Here is a 15,754-nt window from a genome sequence, read left to right as displayed (position 1 = left end):
TAAATTCCCCCTATTTCCCTGACAAAATTTCTTGTTCCATCATATTTATAATACCGAATATTTCGTCTTTTTTAGTTTTCAATGCAGCCTTATTCACAATCATTCGAGCTGATATAGAGCACATTTCCTCAAATACAATTAACCCGTTTTCTTGTAATGTTTTTCCTGTTTCAACAATATCAACAATTGCATCTGCCAAACCTAGAAGTGGAGCAATCTCTACAGATCCTTCTATTTTAATAATTTCTACATCCTCCCCTTTATCATGAAAATATGTAGAAGTAATGTGCGGATATTTCGTAGCAATTCGTTTTTTTCGATAACTCTTCGGATTATACGTAGGAATAGAAGCGACACAAAATTTACACACGCCTACTCCTAAATCCACCATCTCATATATATCTTTCTCAAATTCCATTAATATATCTTTTCCAACGACTCCAATATCAGCTACGCCATGTTCTACATAAGTAGCAACATCTACCGCTTTCACTAAAATAAATGAAATGTTTGTGTTTTTACTTTTAAACACAAGTTTTCTTCCTTTATCTTTGAGCTCCGAACAATCAATTCCAATTTTTTCAAACAGTGGAATAACATGCTTTTCTAATCTTCCTTTCGTTAACGCAATTTGAATGTTACGCATGAAGCCTCCCCTTCTTTCTGGATGATCCATTTCTCTCTCCATACATATTCCACTAGTGACTCACTCTTCGCCTCAACGACTGTCATTATTTTATTCTTGTTTGCAAATTGAAAAGTATCATTTAAATTAGAGAATAAAGATAACTGGGCATTCTTCCCGTCCTTTTGAAGTAAATTTCGTAACCTTTCCCCTTCTGCTAATCTATTTAACTCATAATGAATCATAATATCTATTCTCTTTCGTTTATATGGTTCTTGCTGCTCTTGAAGTGCCTTAACTATTTGATTTACTTGCACCGCGAGCCCAACAGCTGGCATCATCTCTCCAAAATTTCCAATTAACTCATCATATCTTCCGCCACTAACAATCTCTTCTCCAATTTCATATATATACCCTTTGAAAATAACACCCGTATAATAATCCAAATGTTGAACCATACCTAAATCAATTGATATGTAAGAGGCATATCCTAACTGTTCAATTGTTTCATATATTTCTTTCACTCTTGCAATGGCCATTTTCATTTCATTACTTGAGGCGAGTTTTTCTGCTTCCTCAATAACATCTAAACTCCCGAATAACCTTGGCAACTTCTCAAGTAATCTTACTGTTTCATCACACCGATCTAATTTTTTTTCTTCGATAAAATTTGAGAGACCGGCATAATTTTTACTCTCAATATATGTTCTAAGTAACCTCTCTTCTTCATCATGAATGGAGAGTTTTTTTACAATACATTTGTATAACTGCACTTGCCCAATCTCAATTGTAAAAGATTGTACCTTCAATTTTTGAAGTGCTTGAATTACGCTTATGACACACTCAATTTCCGCTCTTACATTATCAATCCCGATAATTTCAATACCACTTTGTACCATTTCATTATATTTTCCAGAAAGAGACTCATTCGCTCGAAATACATTTCCACTATATGTAACTTTAAGAGGAGTGTCCCATCTCTGCGTTCCAATTACTCTTGCTAAAGGAATTGTCATATCTGGGCGTAAAACGATAATCCGCCCTTTTTCATCAAAAAATTTATACATCTTTTCTTCATCTATTGGCCTATTTTGAAATGCAAAAACATCGTAAAATTCAATTGTTGGTGTCCTTATTTCTTCATAACCTCTCTCTAAAAAGGTCCGTCTTAATTTTTGTTCCACTTCTTCAATTAACGTACATTCTTCGAATAAGTAATCCCTCGTTCCATTCGGATTTGCACGCTTCCACTTTGTCATCTCATTTCACACACCTTTCCTTCTCTAATGTATGCTCATTCCATTCACCTAAACCGAAAATAAAAAGAGCCTTGTAGAAAAATACCTACAAGGCTCTTTAGTAGAGTGTAGGTACAACGGGAATAACCCTTGTGCCTACACGTTTTCACGTTAGGTTCAAGGGTTTCATGTATGATGATGTAGTTGTGTAAGCATTTTAATAGATTGCACGATATTCATAATACTTACTCCCTTTCTCCTCTGATTTTCACATAGTATATAACAGTTAATTCTGAATGTAAATATTTTTTTAATATTCCGTCTTTTATTAATATAAGGCTATCTCTCTTTCATACTCTCCAATTTCTCGTTCGTATTGCATCGTAATGCTAATTTCATCTAAACCATTTAATAATTTCTCTTTCCACATTTTCTCGATTGTAAAATGAAACCTATGCGTATTCGTTGTAATTACCTCATTCTCTAAATCTACTTCTATTTGTTCTCTCGCATCCGTTTTAGCAAGTTGTTCACGCATTTCTTTATCCATTACAATCGGCAACATACCATTTTTCATGCAATTCATATAAAAAATATCTGCAAATCCCCCGGCGATAATAACGCGGAAACCATAATCAGCAAGCGCCCACGGAGCATGTTCTCTTGAAGAACCGCACCCAAAATTATCACCCGTAATTAATATACTTGCTCCTTTTCGTTCTTGCGCATTAAGAGGGAAATTAGGATTTTCATGGCGCTCATTATCATAACGCCACTCATCAAATAAATATTTTCCAAATCCCGTCCTTTCAATTCTCTTTAAATATTGCTTCGGAATAATTTGATCTGTATCAATGTTATCATTCATAAGTACTGCGGCAGTACCTTTATGAATACGAAATGGCTCCATCATAATTCTCCTTTCTAATATCAACAAAATGACCATATAACGCAGCCGCTGCTGCCATAGCTGGGCTTACTAAATGTGTTCGTGCTCCTTTCCCTTGCCTTCCTTCAAAATTACGATTTGAAGTAGATGCACAATGTTCCCCTTCAGGCACTTGATCCGGATTCATTCCAAGACACATTGAACATCCAGGCTCTCTCCATTCAAATCCCGCTTCTTCAAATATGTGATGTAATCCTTTTTGCATCGCTGCTTCTCTTATCCTTTTAGAACCAGGCACAACGAGGGCTCGCACACCGTCTTTCACTTTTTTCCCTTTTACAACAGATGCTGCAATTTCTAAATCAGATAATCGAGAATTTGTACAAGACCCAATGAAGACATGCTGAACTGGAATTTCAAAAGTACTTTGTCCAGGACTCAATCCCATATACGAATATGCTCTTTCATCATTTTTATCATGTTTTTCTGGTAATTTTTCATCAATTCGAACACCCATACTAGGATTTGTTCCCCAAGTGACATACGGTGCTAAATCCGTAACATCTATCGAAATATGTAAATCATAAATTGCATCTAAATCTGTATAAAGCTCCGACCATTTTCCCATAAACGTTTCATAGTCTTTCGGTGCATATTCACGCCCTTTTACATAAGAAAATGTTTTCTCATCTGGTGCAATGATGCCAGCTTTCGCTCCCCCTTCAATTGTCATATTGCAAAGTGTCATTCTCTCTTCCATTTCCATAGCATGAATCGTCTCACCGTAAAATTCCATTACATACCCAGTTCCAACTGCTACACCGTACTTTGAAAGGAGATGCAAAATAATATCCTTTGCATAAACGCCTTTTGGTAACTTTCCTTTTAATTCAATTCCCATCGCTTTCGGCTTTCGTTGCCACAACGTTTGCGTTGCTAATACATGTTCTACCTCACTCGTACCAATGCCAAATGCTAACGCTCCGAAAGCACCGTGGGTTGCTGTATGACTATCACCACAAACAATCGTTTTCCCTGGCTGTGTGAGTCCAAGTTCTGGTCCTATAACGTGAACGATTCCTTGCTCTTCATCACCAATATCAGCTAATGACACCTGAAATTGTTTACAGTTCTCACGAAGTGTATCCAATTGCTGCTTCGCAATACGATCGGTAATATTCCAAACATCTATCGTTGGAATATTATGGTCCATCGTTGCAAACGTTAATTCCGGTCTCCGTACAGTTCGATTTGCAAGCCGCAAGCCTTCAAAGGCTTGCGGTGACGTTACTTCATGAACGAGATGAAGATCGATATATAATAAATCCAATCCATTTTCATTCGTTGCAACTACATGTCTTTCCCAAAGCTTATCTAGTAATCTTTTTCCCATTATCGTCCTCTCCCTACTAGCGCTTGCTCTTCCATTTCTTGAATAACCGCTTTCGTAAATGAAGTTGTCGTCTCATCTCCCCCAATATCAGCTGTACATTTTCCAGATTGAAGAACTGCAGATATTGCAGATTCAATTGCATACCCTTCTCTCGTTAATCCAAATGATTGCCCCAGCATCATCGCAACTGAACGCATCATCGCAATTGGATTTGCTTTATTTTTCCCTGCAATATCTGGTGCTGATCCGTGAATAGGCTCATATAAAGACGGCCCGTTTTCCGCATGACTCGCTGATGGAAGCATTCCTAATGACCCAGCTAATACAGAAGCCTCGTCACTTAAAATGTCACCAAATAAATTTTCTGTTACGATAACGTCAAATCTCCTTGGGTTCCGAATTAACTCCATAGCAGCTGCATCTACTAAAATATGCTCTAATTCAACACCTGGATAACGTAGCGCTACTTCTTCTGCCACAGTTCTCCATAGTTTGCTAGACTCTAAAACATTCGCCTTATCAATGGACGTTACTTTTTTCTGTCTCTTACTCGCTAATTGAAAAGCATACGAAACGATGCGTTCAATTTCATGACGATGGTACGTAAGTGTATCAGTTGCCGATTCTTCCGTTCTTTCTTTCGGATAAGAGAAATAAATACCACCTGTTAGTTCACGAACGACAACGAAGTCAATTTCATCAGTATTTTTTAATGGTGATAAATGCGAGGTTGCACTTTCTACCGTCACAGGACGAACGTTTGCAAATACACCAAGCCCTTTTCTCAGAGCTAGTAAGCCTTTTTCCGGTCTTTCTTTCGCAGCGTCCCACCGTGGTCCACCAACTGCTCCAAGTAATACTGCATCACTCGCTAAACAAGCTGCAAGCGTTCGTTGTGGCAATGGCTGCCCGCTTAAATCAATAGCAGCTCCGCCAAAGTGCTCATCCTGCAAATAAAAACGATGACCGTATAATCTCTCTACCATATACAATACTTCTTTCGCACTTTCCATAATTTCCGGCCCTACACCATCACCAGCTAAACAAACGATACGGTTTTCCAATTCGAGCACCCCTTTGACTGAATTTTCAGAACTTCATTTCGATAGGTGGGGAAAGACTTCCTCACCTATCAAATACTTATTTCACAAGAGTTATAAAAGATTTCAATTTTCCAGCCGCATGGACATACGCTCTCGCCGATGCTTCTAATACGTCTTGTGCAACACCAAAACCTGATACTTGATGCGTTCCTTCTTTTAATTCAACATGTACATGAGCAAGTGCATCTTGACCTTGCGTAATAGATTGGATGCGATAATCCGCCAATTCACATTCTAATCCTAAAATTCTTTGAATTGCATTATAAATCGCTTCAATACTTCCAGAACCAGTTGCTGCATCTTCGTATACATTTCCTTCCTCATCTTTCAGTACAACTGTTGCGCACTGTGTACTATTTGATACGAAGTGTACTTGCAATTGTGTAATGCTATATTGTTGTGCCGAAAATGCTGCTTCACCAAGCATAAGCGCACGTAAATCTTCTTCTGTAATTTCCTTTTTTCGATCAGCTAATTTTTTAAATGCTTCAAATATAGCATCTCGTTCTTCGTTCGTAAATTCATAGCCAAGTTCTTTCATTTTTTCGGTAAATGCATGACGTCCAGAATGTTTTCCAAGTACAAATAGGTTTTGAGATTCACCTATAAGCGCCGGTTCAATAATTTCATATGTCGTCACTTCTTTTAAAACACCATCTTGATGAATACCTGATTCATGAGCGAATGCATTTGCTCCAACAATCGCTTTATTTTTCGGTACAATCATACCTGTTAAACGACTTACCAATGTGCTTGTCGCTTTAATTTCTTTTAACGTCATAGAGGATTCTGCTTCATAGAAATCTTTTCTAATATGGAGAGCAACTGCGACTTCTTCTAAGGCTGCATTTCCTGCCCTTTCTCCAATTCCGTTAATCGTTCCTTCTACTTGTAACGCTCCGCCTTCAACTGCAGCTAACGAATTCGCTACTGCCATCCCAAGATCATCGTGACAGTGACAAGAGAAAATTGCTTTTTCATACGAAGGAACGGATTCTTGTAAATATTTAAAAAGAGAATAATATTCTTCTGGATTCGTATATCCAACTGTATCAGGAATATTGATTACATTCGCTCCTGCACGAATCGCTACTTCTACTGCTTCAGCTAAAAATGCTCTCGATGTTCTTGTCGCATCTTCTGCTGAAAATTGTACTGTTGGAAATAATGATTTTCCGAGTGTAACTGAGCGATGAATGCTATCTAATACATCTTCTTTAGACATACAAAGCTTATATTTCATATGAATATCACTCGTAGCTAAAAATACGTGTAAACGAGGCGAGACAGCACCTTTCACTGCGTCATATGCTCTTCGAATATCGCTTTCCTTTGCTCTAGCTAAACTCATAACCGTAGCACTTTGAATGGTATTTGCGATACGTTTTACCGATTGAAAATCACCTTCAGAAGCCGCTGCGAATCCAGCTTCCATTACATTAATTCCAAGTCTCTCTAGTTGCCTCGCAATTTGTAATTTTTCTTGTTCATTTAAATTAACTCCTGGTGATTGTTCGCCATCACGAAGCGTCGTATCCATGAACAAAATCTGCTTCATATTATTTAATCCCTACCTTTACTCGCGGCTGTACAAAAGGCATCATTTCACGTAATTTACGTCCAACTACTTCGATTTCATGTTCATTTTCTTTCTCATTTGTCGCCTGGAAATTTGGTCTTCCTGCTTTATGCTCTGCAATCCAGCCTCTTGCAAATGTACCATCTTGAATTTCTGCTAATACTTCCCCCATCACTTTCTTTGTATCTTCAGTAACAACGCGTGGTCCCGATACGAAGTCACCCCACTGCGCTGTATCTGAAACTGAATATCTCATATTTTCAAGTCCGCCTTCGTACATAAGATCAACAATTAGTTTCAGTTCATGTAAACATTCAAAATATGCAAGTTCAGGTTGATAGCCAGCATCAACTAGCGTTTCAAATCCCGCTTTTACAAGTGCAGTCACTCCGCCGCAAAGTACAGCTTGCTCTCCAAACAAATCTGTTTCTGTTTCTTCTTTAAACGTTGTTTCTAGTACACCCGCTCTCGTCGCTCCAATTCCATCTGCATAGGAGAGTGCCTTTTCAGTCGCAATTCCTGTTGCATCTTGATATACTGCAAATAATGCAGGAACAGCTCCCCCTTCCGCAAACGTACGACGTACTAGATGTCCTGGACCTTTCGGTGCTACTAGAAATACATCTACATTAGCTGGCGGTTTTACTTGATCAAAGTGAACATTAAATCCATGCGCGAAAACGAGAGAATTGCCACCTTGTAAGTTTGGTGCAATTTCAGCTTCATATACTTCCGGCTGTAATTCATCAGGTAGTAGAATCATTACTACATCTGCTTTTTCTGCTGCTTCCGCTACTGTATATACAGAAAAACCGTCTTCTTTCGCCTTATCCCATGACTTCCCTTTCCTCAGTCCTACTACCACATCAAATCCGTTATCACGTAAGTTTTGCGCATGCGCATGGCCTTGCGATCCATATCCGATGATTGCTACTTTCTTTTCCTTTAATACATTTACCGTTACGTCTTTTTCATAATAAACTTTCGCCATTTTCATTTCCCCCTATTTTTTAAATAATTATTGAATTAACATAACTTGTTTATCTTGTTTTTTCATACTACGTGTAAATGCCGTTACACCTGTTCTAGCAATTTCTTTCAAACCGTATGGACGAAGTAATTCAATTAACGCTTCTACTTTCTCCTGAGTACCTGTTACTTGCACCACTATGGAATCCTTCCCAACATCTATTACAGTGGCTCGAAATGGTTCAATTAAACTATATAATTCTGCTCTTGCTACAGACGTTGCTACTTTAATAAGTGCAAGTTCTCTAGCGATCATCGCTTCTTCTGTAATATCTGATACTTTCAGTACATCGATTTGCTTATGAAGTTGTTTAATTAACTGCTCAACTTGCTGTTCATTTTCAACGTGTACAACAATCGTCATTCTCGAAATATCCGATGATTCCGTATGACCTACTGAAATACTTTCAATATTAAAATGTCTACGTGTCATAACACCTGTAATTCGATTTAACACACCGCTTTGATTTCGAACTGTCGCTGTTACAATTCTCTTCACCTTTTCTCCACTCCCTCCATTTGGTGAACCCCTTTCCCTGGGGCAACCATCGGCATAACCTTTTCAGATTGAAGTACACGGCAATCAATTACAACAGGCTCTCTTAATTCAATTGCATACTGTAATTGTTGCTTTGCAAGAAGTGGGTCTTCAATACGAATACCTTTTATGCCATATGCATTGGCAAGCGCGACAAAATCTGGTTGGCATGAAAGTAAGGAGTGCGAATATCGCCTATTATAAAATTCCTCTTGCCATTGTCTTACCATCCCTAAAGCTTCATTATTTAAAATAAAAACTTTAACTGGTAAAGAATGCTCTTTTAACACACTAAGTTCTTGTAGTGTCATTTGAAATCCAGCATCACCGACAATTGCAATAACTAGTTCTTCAGGCTTTGCGATTTGTGCACCTATTGCTGCTGGAAACCCGAATCCCATTGTTCCTAATCCTCCAGAGGTTACCCATCTATCTGGGTTTTTCAGTTGATAATATTGAGCTGCCCACATTTGATGTTGCCCAACATCTGTTGTTACAATCGCTTCTCCTTTCGTAATTTCATATAACATATCAATTGCATATTGAGGTTTAATACGTTCCGAATGTTCTTTGTAAGCAAGAGGGTATTTTTCTTTTCTACTATTCAATAACGAAAGCCAATCATTGTGATCTACTTCCCCTTCTTTAAAAGTGAGTAGAGCTTCTAATGCTTGCTTCGCACTTGCAACAATAGGAATTTCAGTCGGCACATTTTTCCCAATTTCCGCTGGATCAATATCTATATGTGCGACAATCGCTTCTTTAGCAAAATAAGCTAAATTCCCAGTAAGACGATCATCAAATCTTGCGCCTATATTAATAAGTAAGTCACATTCATATAACGCCATATTTGCGGTGTATGAACCGTGCATTCCTCCCATCCCTAAAAATAGTTCATCATCTGGCGGAAACCCACCAAGACCAAGTAATGTATGAACAACTGGAATATGATATTTGCGAGCAAAACTTGTTAATTCTTTCGATGCTTTCGCATGCAATACACCTGCTCCAGCTAAAATTAATGGCTTTTTTGAGACCTCAATCGCTTGTAATAATTTGTTTATTTGTAGTAGATTCGGTTCATAATTAGGCTGGTATCCTGGTAAATCCATTTGTACGTCGCTACATCTCTCGCCTTGCTCTACGACCATATCTTTCGGAAGATCAATTACGACTGGGCCTGGTCTTCCTGTTCTAGCAATATGAAACGCTTCTTTAATAATTCGAGGTAAATCCGATGCTTTTCGCACTTGATAATTATGTTTTGTCACCGGCATCGTAAGCCCCATAATATCTGCTTCTTGGAAAGCATCACTTCCGATTAACGTTGTTGCTACTTGCCCTGTAAATACAACAAGCGGTAATGAATCAATCATCGCATCAGCTAGACCAGTAATAACATTTGTAGCACCCGGTCCACTTGTTGCAATTACCACTCCTGGATTTCCTGTAATTCTTGCATATCCTTCAGCAGCATGAATTGCACCTTGCTCATGCCTTGTTAAAATATGTGGAATTTCACAATCATAAAGCGCATCATATAGAGGTAAAACCGCACCACCTGGATAACCGAAAATCACTTCTACTTCTTCCTTTTCTAGCGCTTCTAACAATAGCTGTGCACCAGTTGCCAGTTTCTCTTCCGTTTTTGCAGACATTTTTCTTATAAGCCCCCTTTTTTTAAACATTTATAAAATAAAAAATCCTACGTCCACACTCCAGCTATGTGCTGAAGGGACGAAAGATTTCGCGGTACCACCCTTCTTTGCAAGATTACTCTTGCCTCAGTGACTCGGGATGAGTCTAGCTAATAACGGAGCTACCGTCTAAGCCTAAACAAACGCTTCAGCTTAGCACTCAAGGGTGATGTTCGTCGACGTGAACCATCGGTTTCCAGCAACCACCGACTCTCTGTGAGGCTTCACAGTCAACTACTCCTCCCTATCAACGCTTTATCATGTCATAAAGAGCTATTATCCAACTTTATTTTCTTCGTAAATTTTCTCTCCATCTTCTATAACTAATTTACGGAATTCTTCTAATAAACGATTCGTATGTGGCCCTGTTCTACCTAAACCAATCGTTCTCCCATCTACTGTCGTAACAGCAATTACTTCAGCAGCTGTTCCTGTTAAAAACACTTCATCAGCTACATATACATCGTGCCTTGTAAATAATTCTTCTCTTACGTCATATCCAAGTTTTTCGCCGATTTCTAAAATCGCGTTTCGTGTAATACCTTCTAACGCTCCAGCAGAACTTGGTGGTGTAATTAATTTATTTCCCTTCACAATAAATACGTTATCTCCAGAGCCTTCAGCTACGTACCCTTGATCATTTAACATAAGTGCTTCTTGTACTCCAGCTAGTTTCGCCTCAATGCGAACTAGAATATTATTTAAGTAATTTAAAGATTTTACTTGAGGTGATAAAACATCCGGGCGATTGCGACGCGTTGCAACTGTTACAATCGGAATTCCTTTTTCATAATATTCTTGTGGGAATAAAGATAATTGTTCTGCAATTACTACTACATTTGGTTTCGTACAAGAATCAGGATCTAATCCAAGATTCCCTGGTCCTCTTGATACTACGAGGCGAATATATCCATTAGATAGTTTGTTTTGTCGAATCGTTTCAACAACGATCTTCGTTGCTTCTTCTAACGTATATGGAATTTCTAGCATAATGGATTTCGCTGATTCATATAACCGGACAAGATGCTCTCTCAAACGGAAAACATTACCGCTATATACTCTAATCCCTTCGAACACCCCATCGCCATATAAATAGCCATGATCATATACTGAAACTTTTGCTTCGTCTTTTGGAACAAATTCTCCATTTAAGAAAATCCACTGCTCGTTCACTTGAAAGCGCCCCCTATGTTCTATGAATTTTTTATTGTTTCCTAGTTTACTCTCCTTTTCAAATAAATCAAGTGAATTTTTAGAAAATTTATAATTTTTAATCGTACGTACATCTTTGATTATATTGATTTAACAACATTGTTAGCGTTTACAAAAAGTCAAAATATTTTTTTCGCTAATTTCCACTAAAAAAATTATTTGTTTAAGAGAAGGATTTTCGTTAAATGGTGCGAATCTATTGTATTCAATAAACGGACCTCCGATTTTATATATTCGGGAATAAACAACGACTTTTGGTGAAAAAGGGGGAAAATAACAAAAATAACGCTGTCTAAAAATAACATTCATATTTTTCATTTCGCAATCATAATCCTATTTTTAAAAAACAATTTGTCAAAATGAAGGAGGAAATAAAAATGGCGTATGTACAAATTAAAGGCACGAGAGAAGAGGTAGTAGAAATGCTGCAACTATTTGATCTAATGGATACGAAAGGTTTTTGTAAATTCGATAATTACGTAGAAGTAGAACCAAATAGCAGAGAATATAATAACTTTACTGCTTCAATCGATATTCAGCCTAATAACGCTTCAACACAAGATACATTAAATGATCAATTCGTTACTCAAATGCTTACTGGTGTATATAACGACTAAACGCATATACTCTTCTACCATCTTTTTATAATATATGCTAAAAACTTGAGCATACTAACAACTAGATGGTAGGAGGTGAGAATTATGGCTAGAATTGGCGTTGAAAATTCGTTAACAGATGTTCAACAAGCTCTTCAGCAACATGGACATGAAGTCGTTACACTTAACTCAGAACACGATGCACAAGGGTGCGATTGTTGTGTTGTAACTGGGCAAGATTCTAATGTGATGGGTATTGCAGATACATCAATAAAAGGATCGGTAATTACAGCTCATGGTTTAACAACAGATGAAATTTGTCAGCAGGTTGAAAGTCGCATTTAAATTTTTACAAATCACAATACACAAAAGAAAGAGGGCTCCTTTTCACAAGGAGCCCTCTTTTTTATATTCACCTAACGGGAAAGTAACATATACTGGATGAAAGCCCTACCTCTCTCTCATCATTACGGTTCCACTGACCGCTCCTTGATTCACTAGTATACATATAAAGCTTACAAACACAATTTATAGGGTCTGTTCACAAAAGTTGTTGATAAAATTACCCGATCTTTCGCAAACTTTTCATATTGTATTCATAAGAAATATTCACTTTACACTAGTTGTAACCGAGACACGAATTAATATTTTATCACCGATACTACATACTGTCAACATTTTTTACAAATTAAAAACAGACATTAACGGTTTGTCTGTTTTAAAATGGAGCTTTTTCTTTTATTACATATACAACAAATCCGCTTACTAGCATAAATAAGCCGACTACCAAATTTTTGATATTAATCATAAATTCCTCTCCCTTATTTCGCACATCATATATATTTACATTTCAATTATTTCAATCGTCCTTAAGCGCACTTTTTCTAATATATCACAATTCCTAAAAAATGCAAGTTCACCTTTAGCGACCGTTCACAAATTTATCTACAGTGCTTGGTACAGCATTTAAAGCTTTTTCGATTAAATGGGTGCTACTATTGAGATGCAATACCTGTACACCGTTAGAACCAACTACTAAAAAAGCCACTGGGCTAATGGAAACCCCAGCCCCACTTCCGCCTCCAAATGGATGCCCTTGCTTGTTCTCTTTATGCTGCCCTTGTCCACCATTATGTTTTTCAGAAATAAAATCCCCTTTAAAGTCACTTCCACCAGCTCCAAAACCAAAAGCTACTTGAGATACTGTTAATACTACATTTCCGTCAGCTGTTGAAACCGGACTTCCAACAATCGTATTTACATCTACCATCTCTTTTAAATTTGTCATTGCTGTTTTCATTAAATTTTCAATTGGATGTTCCATTATGTACTACACCCTTTCCTCATTATTCTTTTTTATACTTTCCAAAATAGAGAAAGTCATACTAAGCTTTCCTATTTTGAAAAAACATTTTTCACTTTCCAATTGGATATTACTCCCTGTACAGGTTCGGATAAAAACAGTAAAGAGAAACATACTACTATTGAACCTTGTTATGAAAGGAGTCCTTACTTTGACTGAGAAATTTGATGAATATAAAAAAAGAGATCGGATAGATAGTGATTATAAAGAAGAATACGCAGCTGAAGTTGCACCACAGCGTATTGATTATGATGATAAAGATAACGATGATGTAAGGTCATCTGCAGCTGGATCGACTGCTGGTTTTATTGCTCTTGCCTTAGCAATATTATCATTATTCACATTCCCAACACTATTTGGTCTTGTGTCTGTTCTACTTGGTATTTACGCTTATAATCGTGGAGCTACTGTAACTGGCGGTATCGCTGCCATTGTGGGTGGTATCGCTGCACTCATTGCGATTTTATTCCGAGTGGCGCTTATTGGTTTATTGTTCTCTCTTTTTTAAAAAGAAAAAGGTATCTCGCTTTATGCGGGATACCTTATCCTGTAAATACATCTTCTGATGGATATTTAATTTTTTGTTTCGCTGGTCGTGCCAAAGAGAACACAAGTGTTAACGGTCCGATTAATCCACAAAACATAACAAACATAATAATACATTTTCCAAACGCCGATAGCTTCGCAGTAATCCCCATTGTTAACCCTACTGTGCCAAACGCTGAAATTGTCTCAAATAATAACTGAATAAAACTGAAGTCTTCTGTAAGCATTAATACAAATACCGCTGTAAAAATAAGTATTTGACTAGCAACGACAATTGCTAACGCTCTCGTTACTGTCGACATTTTAATCGTACGCTGAAATAAAACAAAATCCTCTTTCTTTCTAAAGAAAGAAAGAACTGATGTAATTAAAATAACAAATGTCGTTAACTTAATTCCACCGCCTGTCGATACACTTCCCGCACCAATAAACATTAATACCATCGTAAATAGTATCGATGACTCTTCCATCCCCCCATAATCTACCGTGTTAAAACCGGCTGTACGAGGTGTAATTCCTTGGAAGAACGAAGCCCATAACTTTTCATTTAAAGATAAATGTCCCAAAGTCTTCACATTATTATATTCCAATACAAAAATCACAATCATCGCAATAACATTAAGTGCTATTGTTCCAACAATCATGATTTTGGAGTGCAGCGATAATTTTCGGAAACTACGGCTATACCATATATCAATTAATACAGTAAACCCTAATCCTCCTATTACAATTAAAGAACAAATCCCAATATTAATAATAGGATCTCCTACATATCTTGTTAAATTATCTGGCCAAAGCGCAAAGCCGGCATTATTATATGACGCAATAACGTGAAAAATACTATAGTATAAACCTTTTCCAAAACCAAACTCTGGAATAAAGCGAATCGATAAAAAGATAACCCCAATTAGCTCAATACAAATAGAAAAAATAAAGACACGTTTCACTAATTTCACAAGACCACCAATATTTGTTTGATTAAATGCTTCTCCAATTAATAATCGGTGGCGTAAACCGATTTTTTTACCTAATACCCAAACAATTAAAATGGCAATCGTCATAAGGCCGAGACCACCCGTTTGAATTAAAAACATAATAACAATTTCACCAAACATCGTAAACGTACTTGCAGTATCTACAACACCTAAACCGGTTACAGTCGCTGCCGACGTAGCTGTAAAGAAAGCATCTACCCAACTAATATGTACTTTCGTTGCAAACGGTAACTTTAATAACAATCCTCCGACCACAATTAAACAAAAAAAGCCTAATGCTAAAATTTGTGGTGGATTTAATCGTATAAAGCGATTATAAAACCCTTGTTTTTTTGCTACTTCCATATCACTAACTCCCTTTATCAATTGAAGCTTTTATCCCCCCATAAATAAAGACTCTTTAAGAGCCTACAAGTAGCGGGATAAACCTTATATTCTCATAATATAGTTGAGCATAATCCTTTTTTTCATAGATTTCAACTTTTATTTATATTCAGACTCCTATCGTTTTACAAAAGAATATTTTCTATTATATCTCCACTTATACTATAACTCTTACAACAACAACTATTTTATCCCTTTTCAAATTCCCATATCTTTCACTCCAAGTTCACACGAGGGTCACATCTACCTTTTATAGTATACGTATCGGAGCTGTTCCTCCCTAATTTATAAGACATTCCCCAGTGTCTTGAACAGCTTTCCATCCCTAATTAAATTGACATAAATTGTCCCCTTCCTTGACCATCCTATATGTGATGGTCTTATTTTTTTGTTCTTTCTATCTTTTATTTGAAACTCCCTCTCTCTTTCACTCCATGTTCACATCTAGGTCACATCCACCTTTTATAGTATACGTATCGGAGCTGTTCCTCCCTAATTTATAAGACATTCCCCAGTGTCTTTGAATAGCTTCCATCCCTAATTAAATTGACATAAATTGTCCCCTTC

At 37.1% G+C, this 15,754-nt stretch carries 17 protein-coding genes and 1 other annotated feature; of the genes, 3 read left to right on the top strand and 14 right to left on the bottom strand.

Annotation, left to right across the window (positions count from 1 at the left end; translation table 11 throughout):
• Nucleotides 1–10 precede the first annotated feature (10 nt).
• From hisG to MR071_RS25640, 11 genes are all read right to left on the bottom strand, one after another.
• Nucleotides 11–646, bottom strand: a complete 636-nt coding sequence (gene hisG, locus MR071_RS19000) for an ATP phosphoribosyltransferase (protein WP_002158672.1) — start codon at nucleotides 644–646, stop codon at nucleotides 11–13.
• Nucleotides 622–1,884: an ATP phosphoribosyltransferase regulatory subunit gene (locus MR071_RS18995; protein ID WP_242237578.1), complete on the bottom strand. Its 1,263-nt coding sequence runs from the start codon at nucleotides 1,882–1,884 to the stop codon at nucleotides 622–624. Before MR071_RS18995 ends, hisG begins: the two co-directional genes overlap by 25 nt.
• Nucleotides 1,885–2,191: 307 nt before the next feature.
• Nucleotides 2,192–2,773 carry a 3-isopropylmalate dehydratase small subunit gene (gene leuD, locus MR071_RS18990; RefSeq protein ID WP_002158674.1) on the bottom strand — a complete coding sequence of 194 codons (582 nt, stop codon included), beginning with the start codon at nucleotides 2,771–2,773 and terminating at the stop codon, nucleotides 2,192–2,194.
• Nucleotides 2,751–4,145 (bottom strand): 3-isopropylmalate dehydratase large subunit, encoded by a 1,395-nt coding sequence (gene leuC, locus MR071_RS18985; protein ID WP_105584094.1) that lies wholly within the window; start codon nucleotides 4,143–4,145, stop codon nucleotides 2,751–2,753. The genes leuD and leuC overlap by 23 nt, the downstream gene beginning before the upstream one ends.
• Nucleotides 4,145–5,209 carry a 3-isopropylmalate dehydrogenase gene (gene leuB, locus MR071_RS18980; protein ID WP_242237575.1) on the bottom strand — a complete coding sequence of 355 codons (1,065 nt, stop codon included), beginning with the start codon at nucleotides 5,207–5,209 and terminating at the stop codon, nucleotides 4,145–4,147. The genes leuC and leuB overlap by 1 nt, the downstream gene beginning before the upstream one ends.
• Nucleotides 5,210–5,285: 76 nt before the next feature.
• Entirely contained in the window at nucleotides 5,286–6,806 is a 1,521-nt protein-coding gene (gene leuA, locus MR071_RS18975) for a 2-isopropylmalate synthase (protein ID WP_105584096.1), read from the bottom strand.
• Nucleotide 6,807: 1 nt separating this feature from the next.
• Nucleotides 6,808–7,818, bottom strand: coding sequence for a ketol-acid reductoisomerase (gene ilvC, locus MR071_RS18970; protein WP_242237572.1), 1,011 nt, complete (start codon nucleotides 7,816–7,818; stop codon nucleotides 6,808–6,810).
• Nucleotides 7,819–7,845: 27 nt separating this feature from the next.
• Complete coding sequence (gene ilvN, locus MR071_RS18965; RefSeq protein WP_000822949.1) at nucleotides 7,846–8,355, bottom strand: acetolactate synthase small subunit; 510 nt, start codon at nucleotides 8,353–8,355, stop codon at nucleotides 7,846–7,848.
• A complete protein-coding gene (gene ilvB, locus MR071_RS18960; RefSeq protein ID WP_242237569.1) occupies nucleotides 8,352–10,052 on the bottom strand; it encodes an acetolactate synthase large subunit in 1,701 nt (566 codons plus the stop codon). The genes ilvN and ilvB overlap by 4 nt, the downstream gene beginning before the upstream one ends.
• A gap of 72 nt (nucleotides 10,053–10,124) precedes the next feature.
• Nucleotides 10,125–10,351 (bottom strand) — a binding site (T-box leader).
• Between the two features lie 16 nt (nucleotides 10,352–10,367).
• Nucleotides 10,368–11,264: a branched-chain-amino-acid transaminase gene (gene ilvE, locus MR071_RS18955; RefSeq protein ID WP_242237566.1), complete on the bottom strand. Its 897-nt coding sequence runs from the start codon at nucleotides 11,262–11,264 to the stop codon at nucleotides 10,368–10,370.
• 141 nt (nucleotides 11,265–11,405) lie between these two features.
• Nucleotides 11,406–11,621: a hypothetical protein gene (locus tag MR071_RS25640; protein ID WP_105584100.1), complete on the bottom strand. Its 216-nt coding sequence runs from the start codon at nucleotides 11,619–11,621 to the stop codon at nucleotides 11,406–11,408.
• 59 nt (nucleotides 11,622–11,680) lie between these two features.
• Between MR071_RS25640 and MR071_RS18950 the strand changes: the two genes are divergently transcribed.
• Nucleotides 11,681–11,920, top strand: a complete 240-nt coding sequence (locus MR071_RS18950; protein WP_242237563.1) for a DUF3911 family protein — start codon at nucleotides 11,681–11,683, stop codon at nucleotides 11,918–11,920.
• 84 nt (nucleotides 11,921–12,004) lie between these two features.
• Nucleotides 12,005–12,244, top strand: coding sequence for a YkuS family protein (locus tag MR071_RS18945; RefSeq protein ID WP_142395724.1), 240 nt, complete (start codon nucleotides 12,005–12,007; stop codon nucleotides 12,242–12,244).
• A gap of 373 nt (nucleotides 12,245–12,617) precedes the next feature.
• On the opposite strand, the gene MR071_RS18940 is transcribed toward MR071_RS18945, so the two are convergent.
• Together MR071_RS18940 and ytfJ are read right to left on the bottom strand one after the other, a co-directional pair.
• Nucleotides 12,618–12,707 carry a hypothetical protein gene (locus tag MR071_RS18940; RefSeq protein ID WP_000608227.1) on the bottom strand — a complete coding sequence of 30 codons (90 nt, stop codon included), beginning with the start codon at nucleotides 12,705–12,707 and terminating at the stop codon, nucleotides 12,618–12,620.
• Nucleotides 12,708–12,821: 114 nt separating this feature from the next.
• Nucleotides 12,822–13,223: a GerW family sporulation protein gene (ytfJ, locus tag MR071_RS18935; protein ID WP_105584104.1), complete on the bottom strand. Its 402-nt coding sequence runs from the start codon at nucleotides 13,221–13,223 to the stop codon at nucleotides 12,822–12,824.
• Between the two features lie 172 nt (nucleotides 13,224–13,395).
• Between ytfJ and MR071_RS18930 the strand changes: the two genes are divergently transcribed.
• Nucleotides 13,396–13,770 carry an imidazole glycerol phosphate synthase gene (locus MR071_RS18930; RefSeq protein ID WP_097881431.1) on the top strand — a complete coding sequence of 125 codons (375 nt, stop codon included), beginning with the start codon at nucleotides 13,396–13,398 and terminating at the stop codon, nucleotides 13,768–13,770.
• 34 nt (nucleotides 13,771–13,804) lie between these two features.
• Here the strand turns inward: MR071_RS18930 and MR071_RS18925 are convergent, their stop codons facing one another.
• Nucleotides 13,805–15,148, bottom strand: coding sequence for a TrkH family potassium uptake protein (locus tag MR071_RS18925; RefSeq protein ID WP_242237556.1), 1,344 nt, complete (start codon nucleotides 15,146–15,148; stop codon nucleotides 13,805–13,807).
• Nucleotides 15,149–15,754: the final 606 nt, after the last annotated feature.

This window comes from Bacillus cereus group sp. BfR-BA-01316 (assembly GCF_022664195.1).
GTDB lineage: Bacteria > Bacillota > Bacilli > Bacillales > Bacillaceae_G > Bacillus_A.
This window is presented reverse-complemented; position numbering and strand designations above follow the sequence as displayed.

Excerpts from the sequence above, each read along its gene's own strand:
- hisG (WP_002158672.1), bottom strand. The coding sequence starts at position 646 with ATGCGTAACATTCAAATTGCGTTAACGAAAGGAAGATTAGAAAAGCAT.
- MR071_RS18995 (WP_242237578.1), bottom strand. The coding sequence starts at position 1,884 with ATGACAAAGTGGAAGCGTGCAAATCCGAATGGAACGAGGGATTACTTA.
- leuD (WP_002158674.1), bottom strand. The coding sequence starts at position 2,773 with ATGGAGCCATTTCGTATTCATAAAGGTACTGCCGCAGTACTTATGAAT.
- leuC (WP_105584094.1), bottom strand. The coding sequence starts at position 4,145 with ATGGGAAAAAGATTACTAGATAAGCTTTGGGAAAGACATGTAGTTGCA.
- leuA (WP_105584096.1), bottom strand. The coding sequence starts at position 6,806 with ATGAAGCAGATTTTGTTCATGGATACGACGCTTCGTGATGGCGAACAA.
- ilvC (WP_242237572.1), bottom strand. The coding sequence starts at position 7,818 with ATGGCGAAAGTTTATTATGAAAAAGACGTAACGGTAAATGTATTAAAG.
- ilvB (WP_242237569.1), bottom strand. The coding sequence starts at position 10,052 with ATGTCTGCAAAAACGGAAGAGAAACTGGCAACTGGTGCACAGCTATTG.
- MR071_RS25640 (WP_105584100.1), bottom strand. The coding sequence starts at position 11,621 with ATGAAAAATATGAATGTTATTTTTAGACAGCGTTATTTTTGTTATTTT.
- MR071_RS18950 (WP_242237563.1), top strand. The coding sequence starts at position 11,681 with ATGGCGTATGTACAAATTAAAGGCACGAGAGAAGAGGTAGTAGAAATG.
- MR071_RS18945 (WP_142395724.1), top strand. The coding sequence starts at position 12,005 with ATGGCTAGAATTGGCGTTGAAAATTCGTTAACAGATGTTCAACAAGCT.
- MR071_RS18940 (WP_000608227.1), bottom strand. The coding sequence starts at position 12,707 with ATGATTAATATCAAAAATTTGGTAGTCGGCTTATTTATGCTAGTAAGC.
- ytfJ (WP_105584104.1), bottom strand. The coding sequence starts at position 13,223 with ATGGAACATCCAATTGAAAATTTAATGAAAACAGCAATGACAAATTTA.
- MR071_RS18930 (WP_097881431.1), top strand. The coding sequence starts at position 13,396 with ATGAAAGGAGTCCTTACTTTGACTGAGAAATTTGATGAATATAAAAAA.
- MR071_RS18925 (WP_242237556.1), bottom strand. The coding sequence starts at position 15,148 with ATGGAAGTAGCAAAAAAACAAGGGTTTTATAATCGCTTTATACGATTA.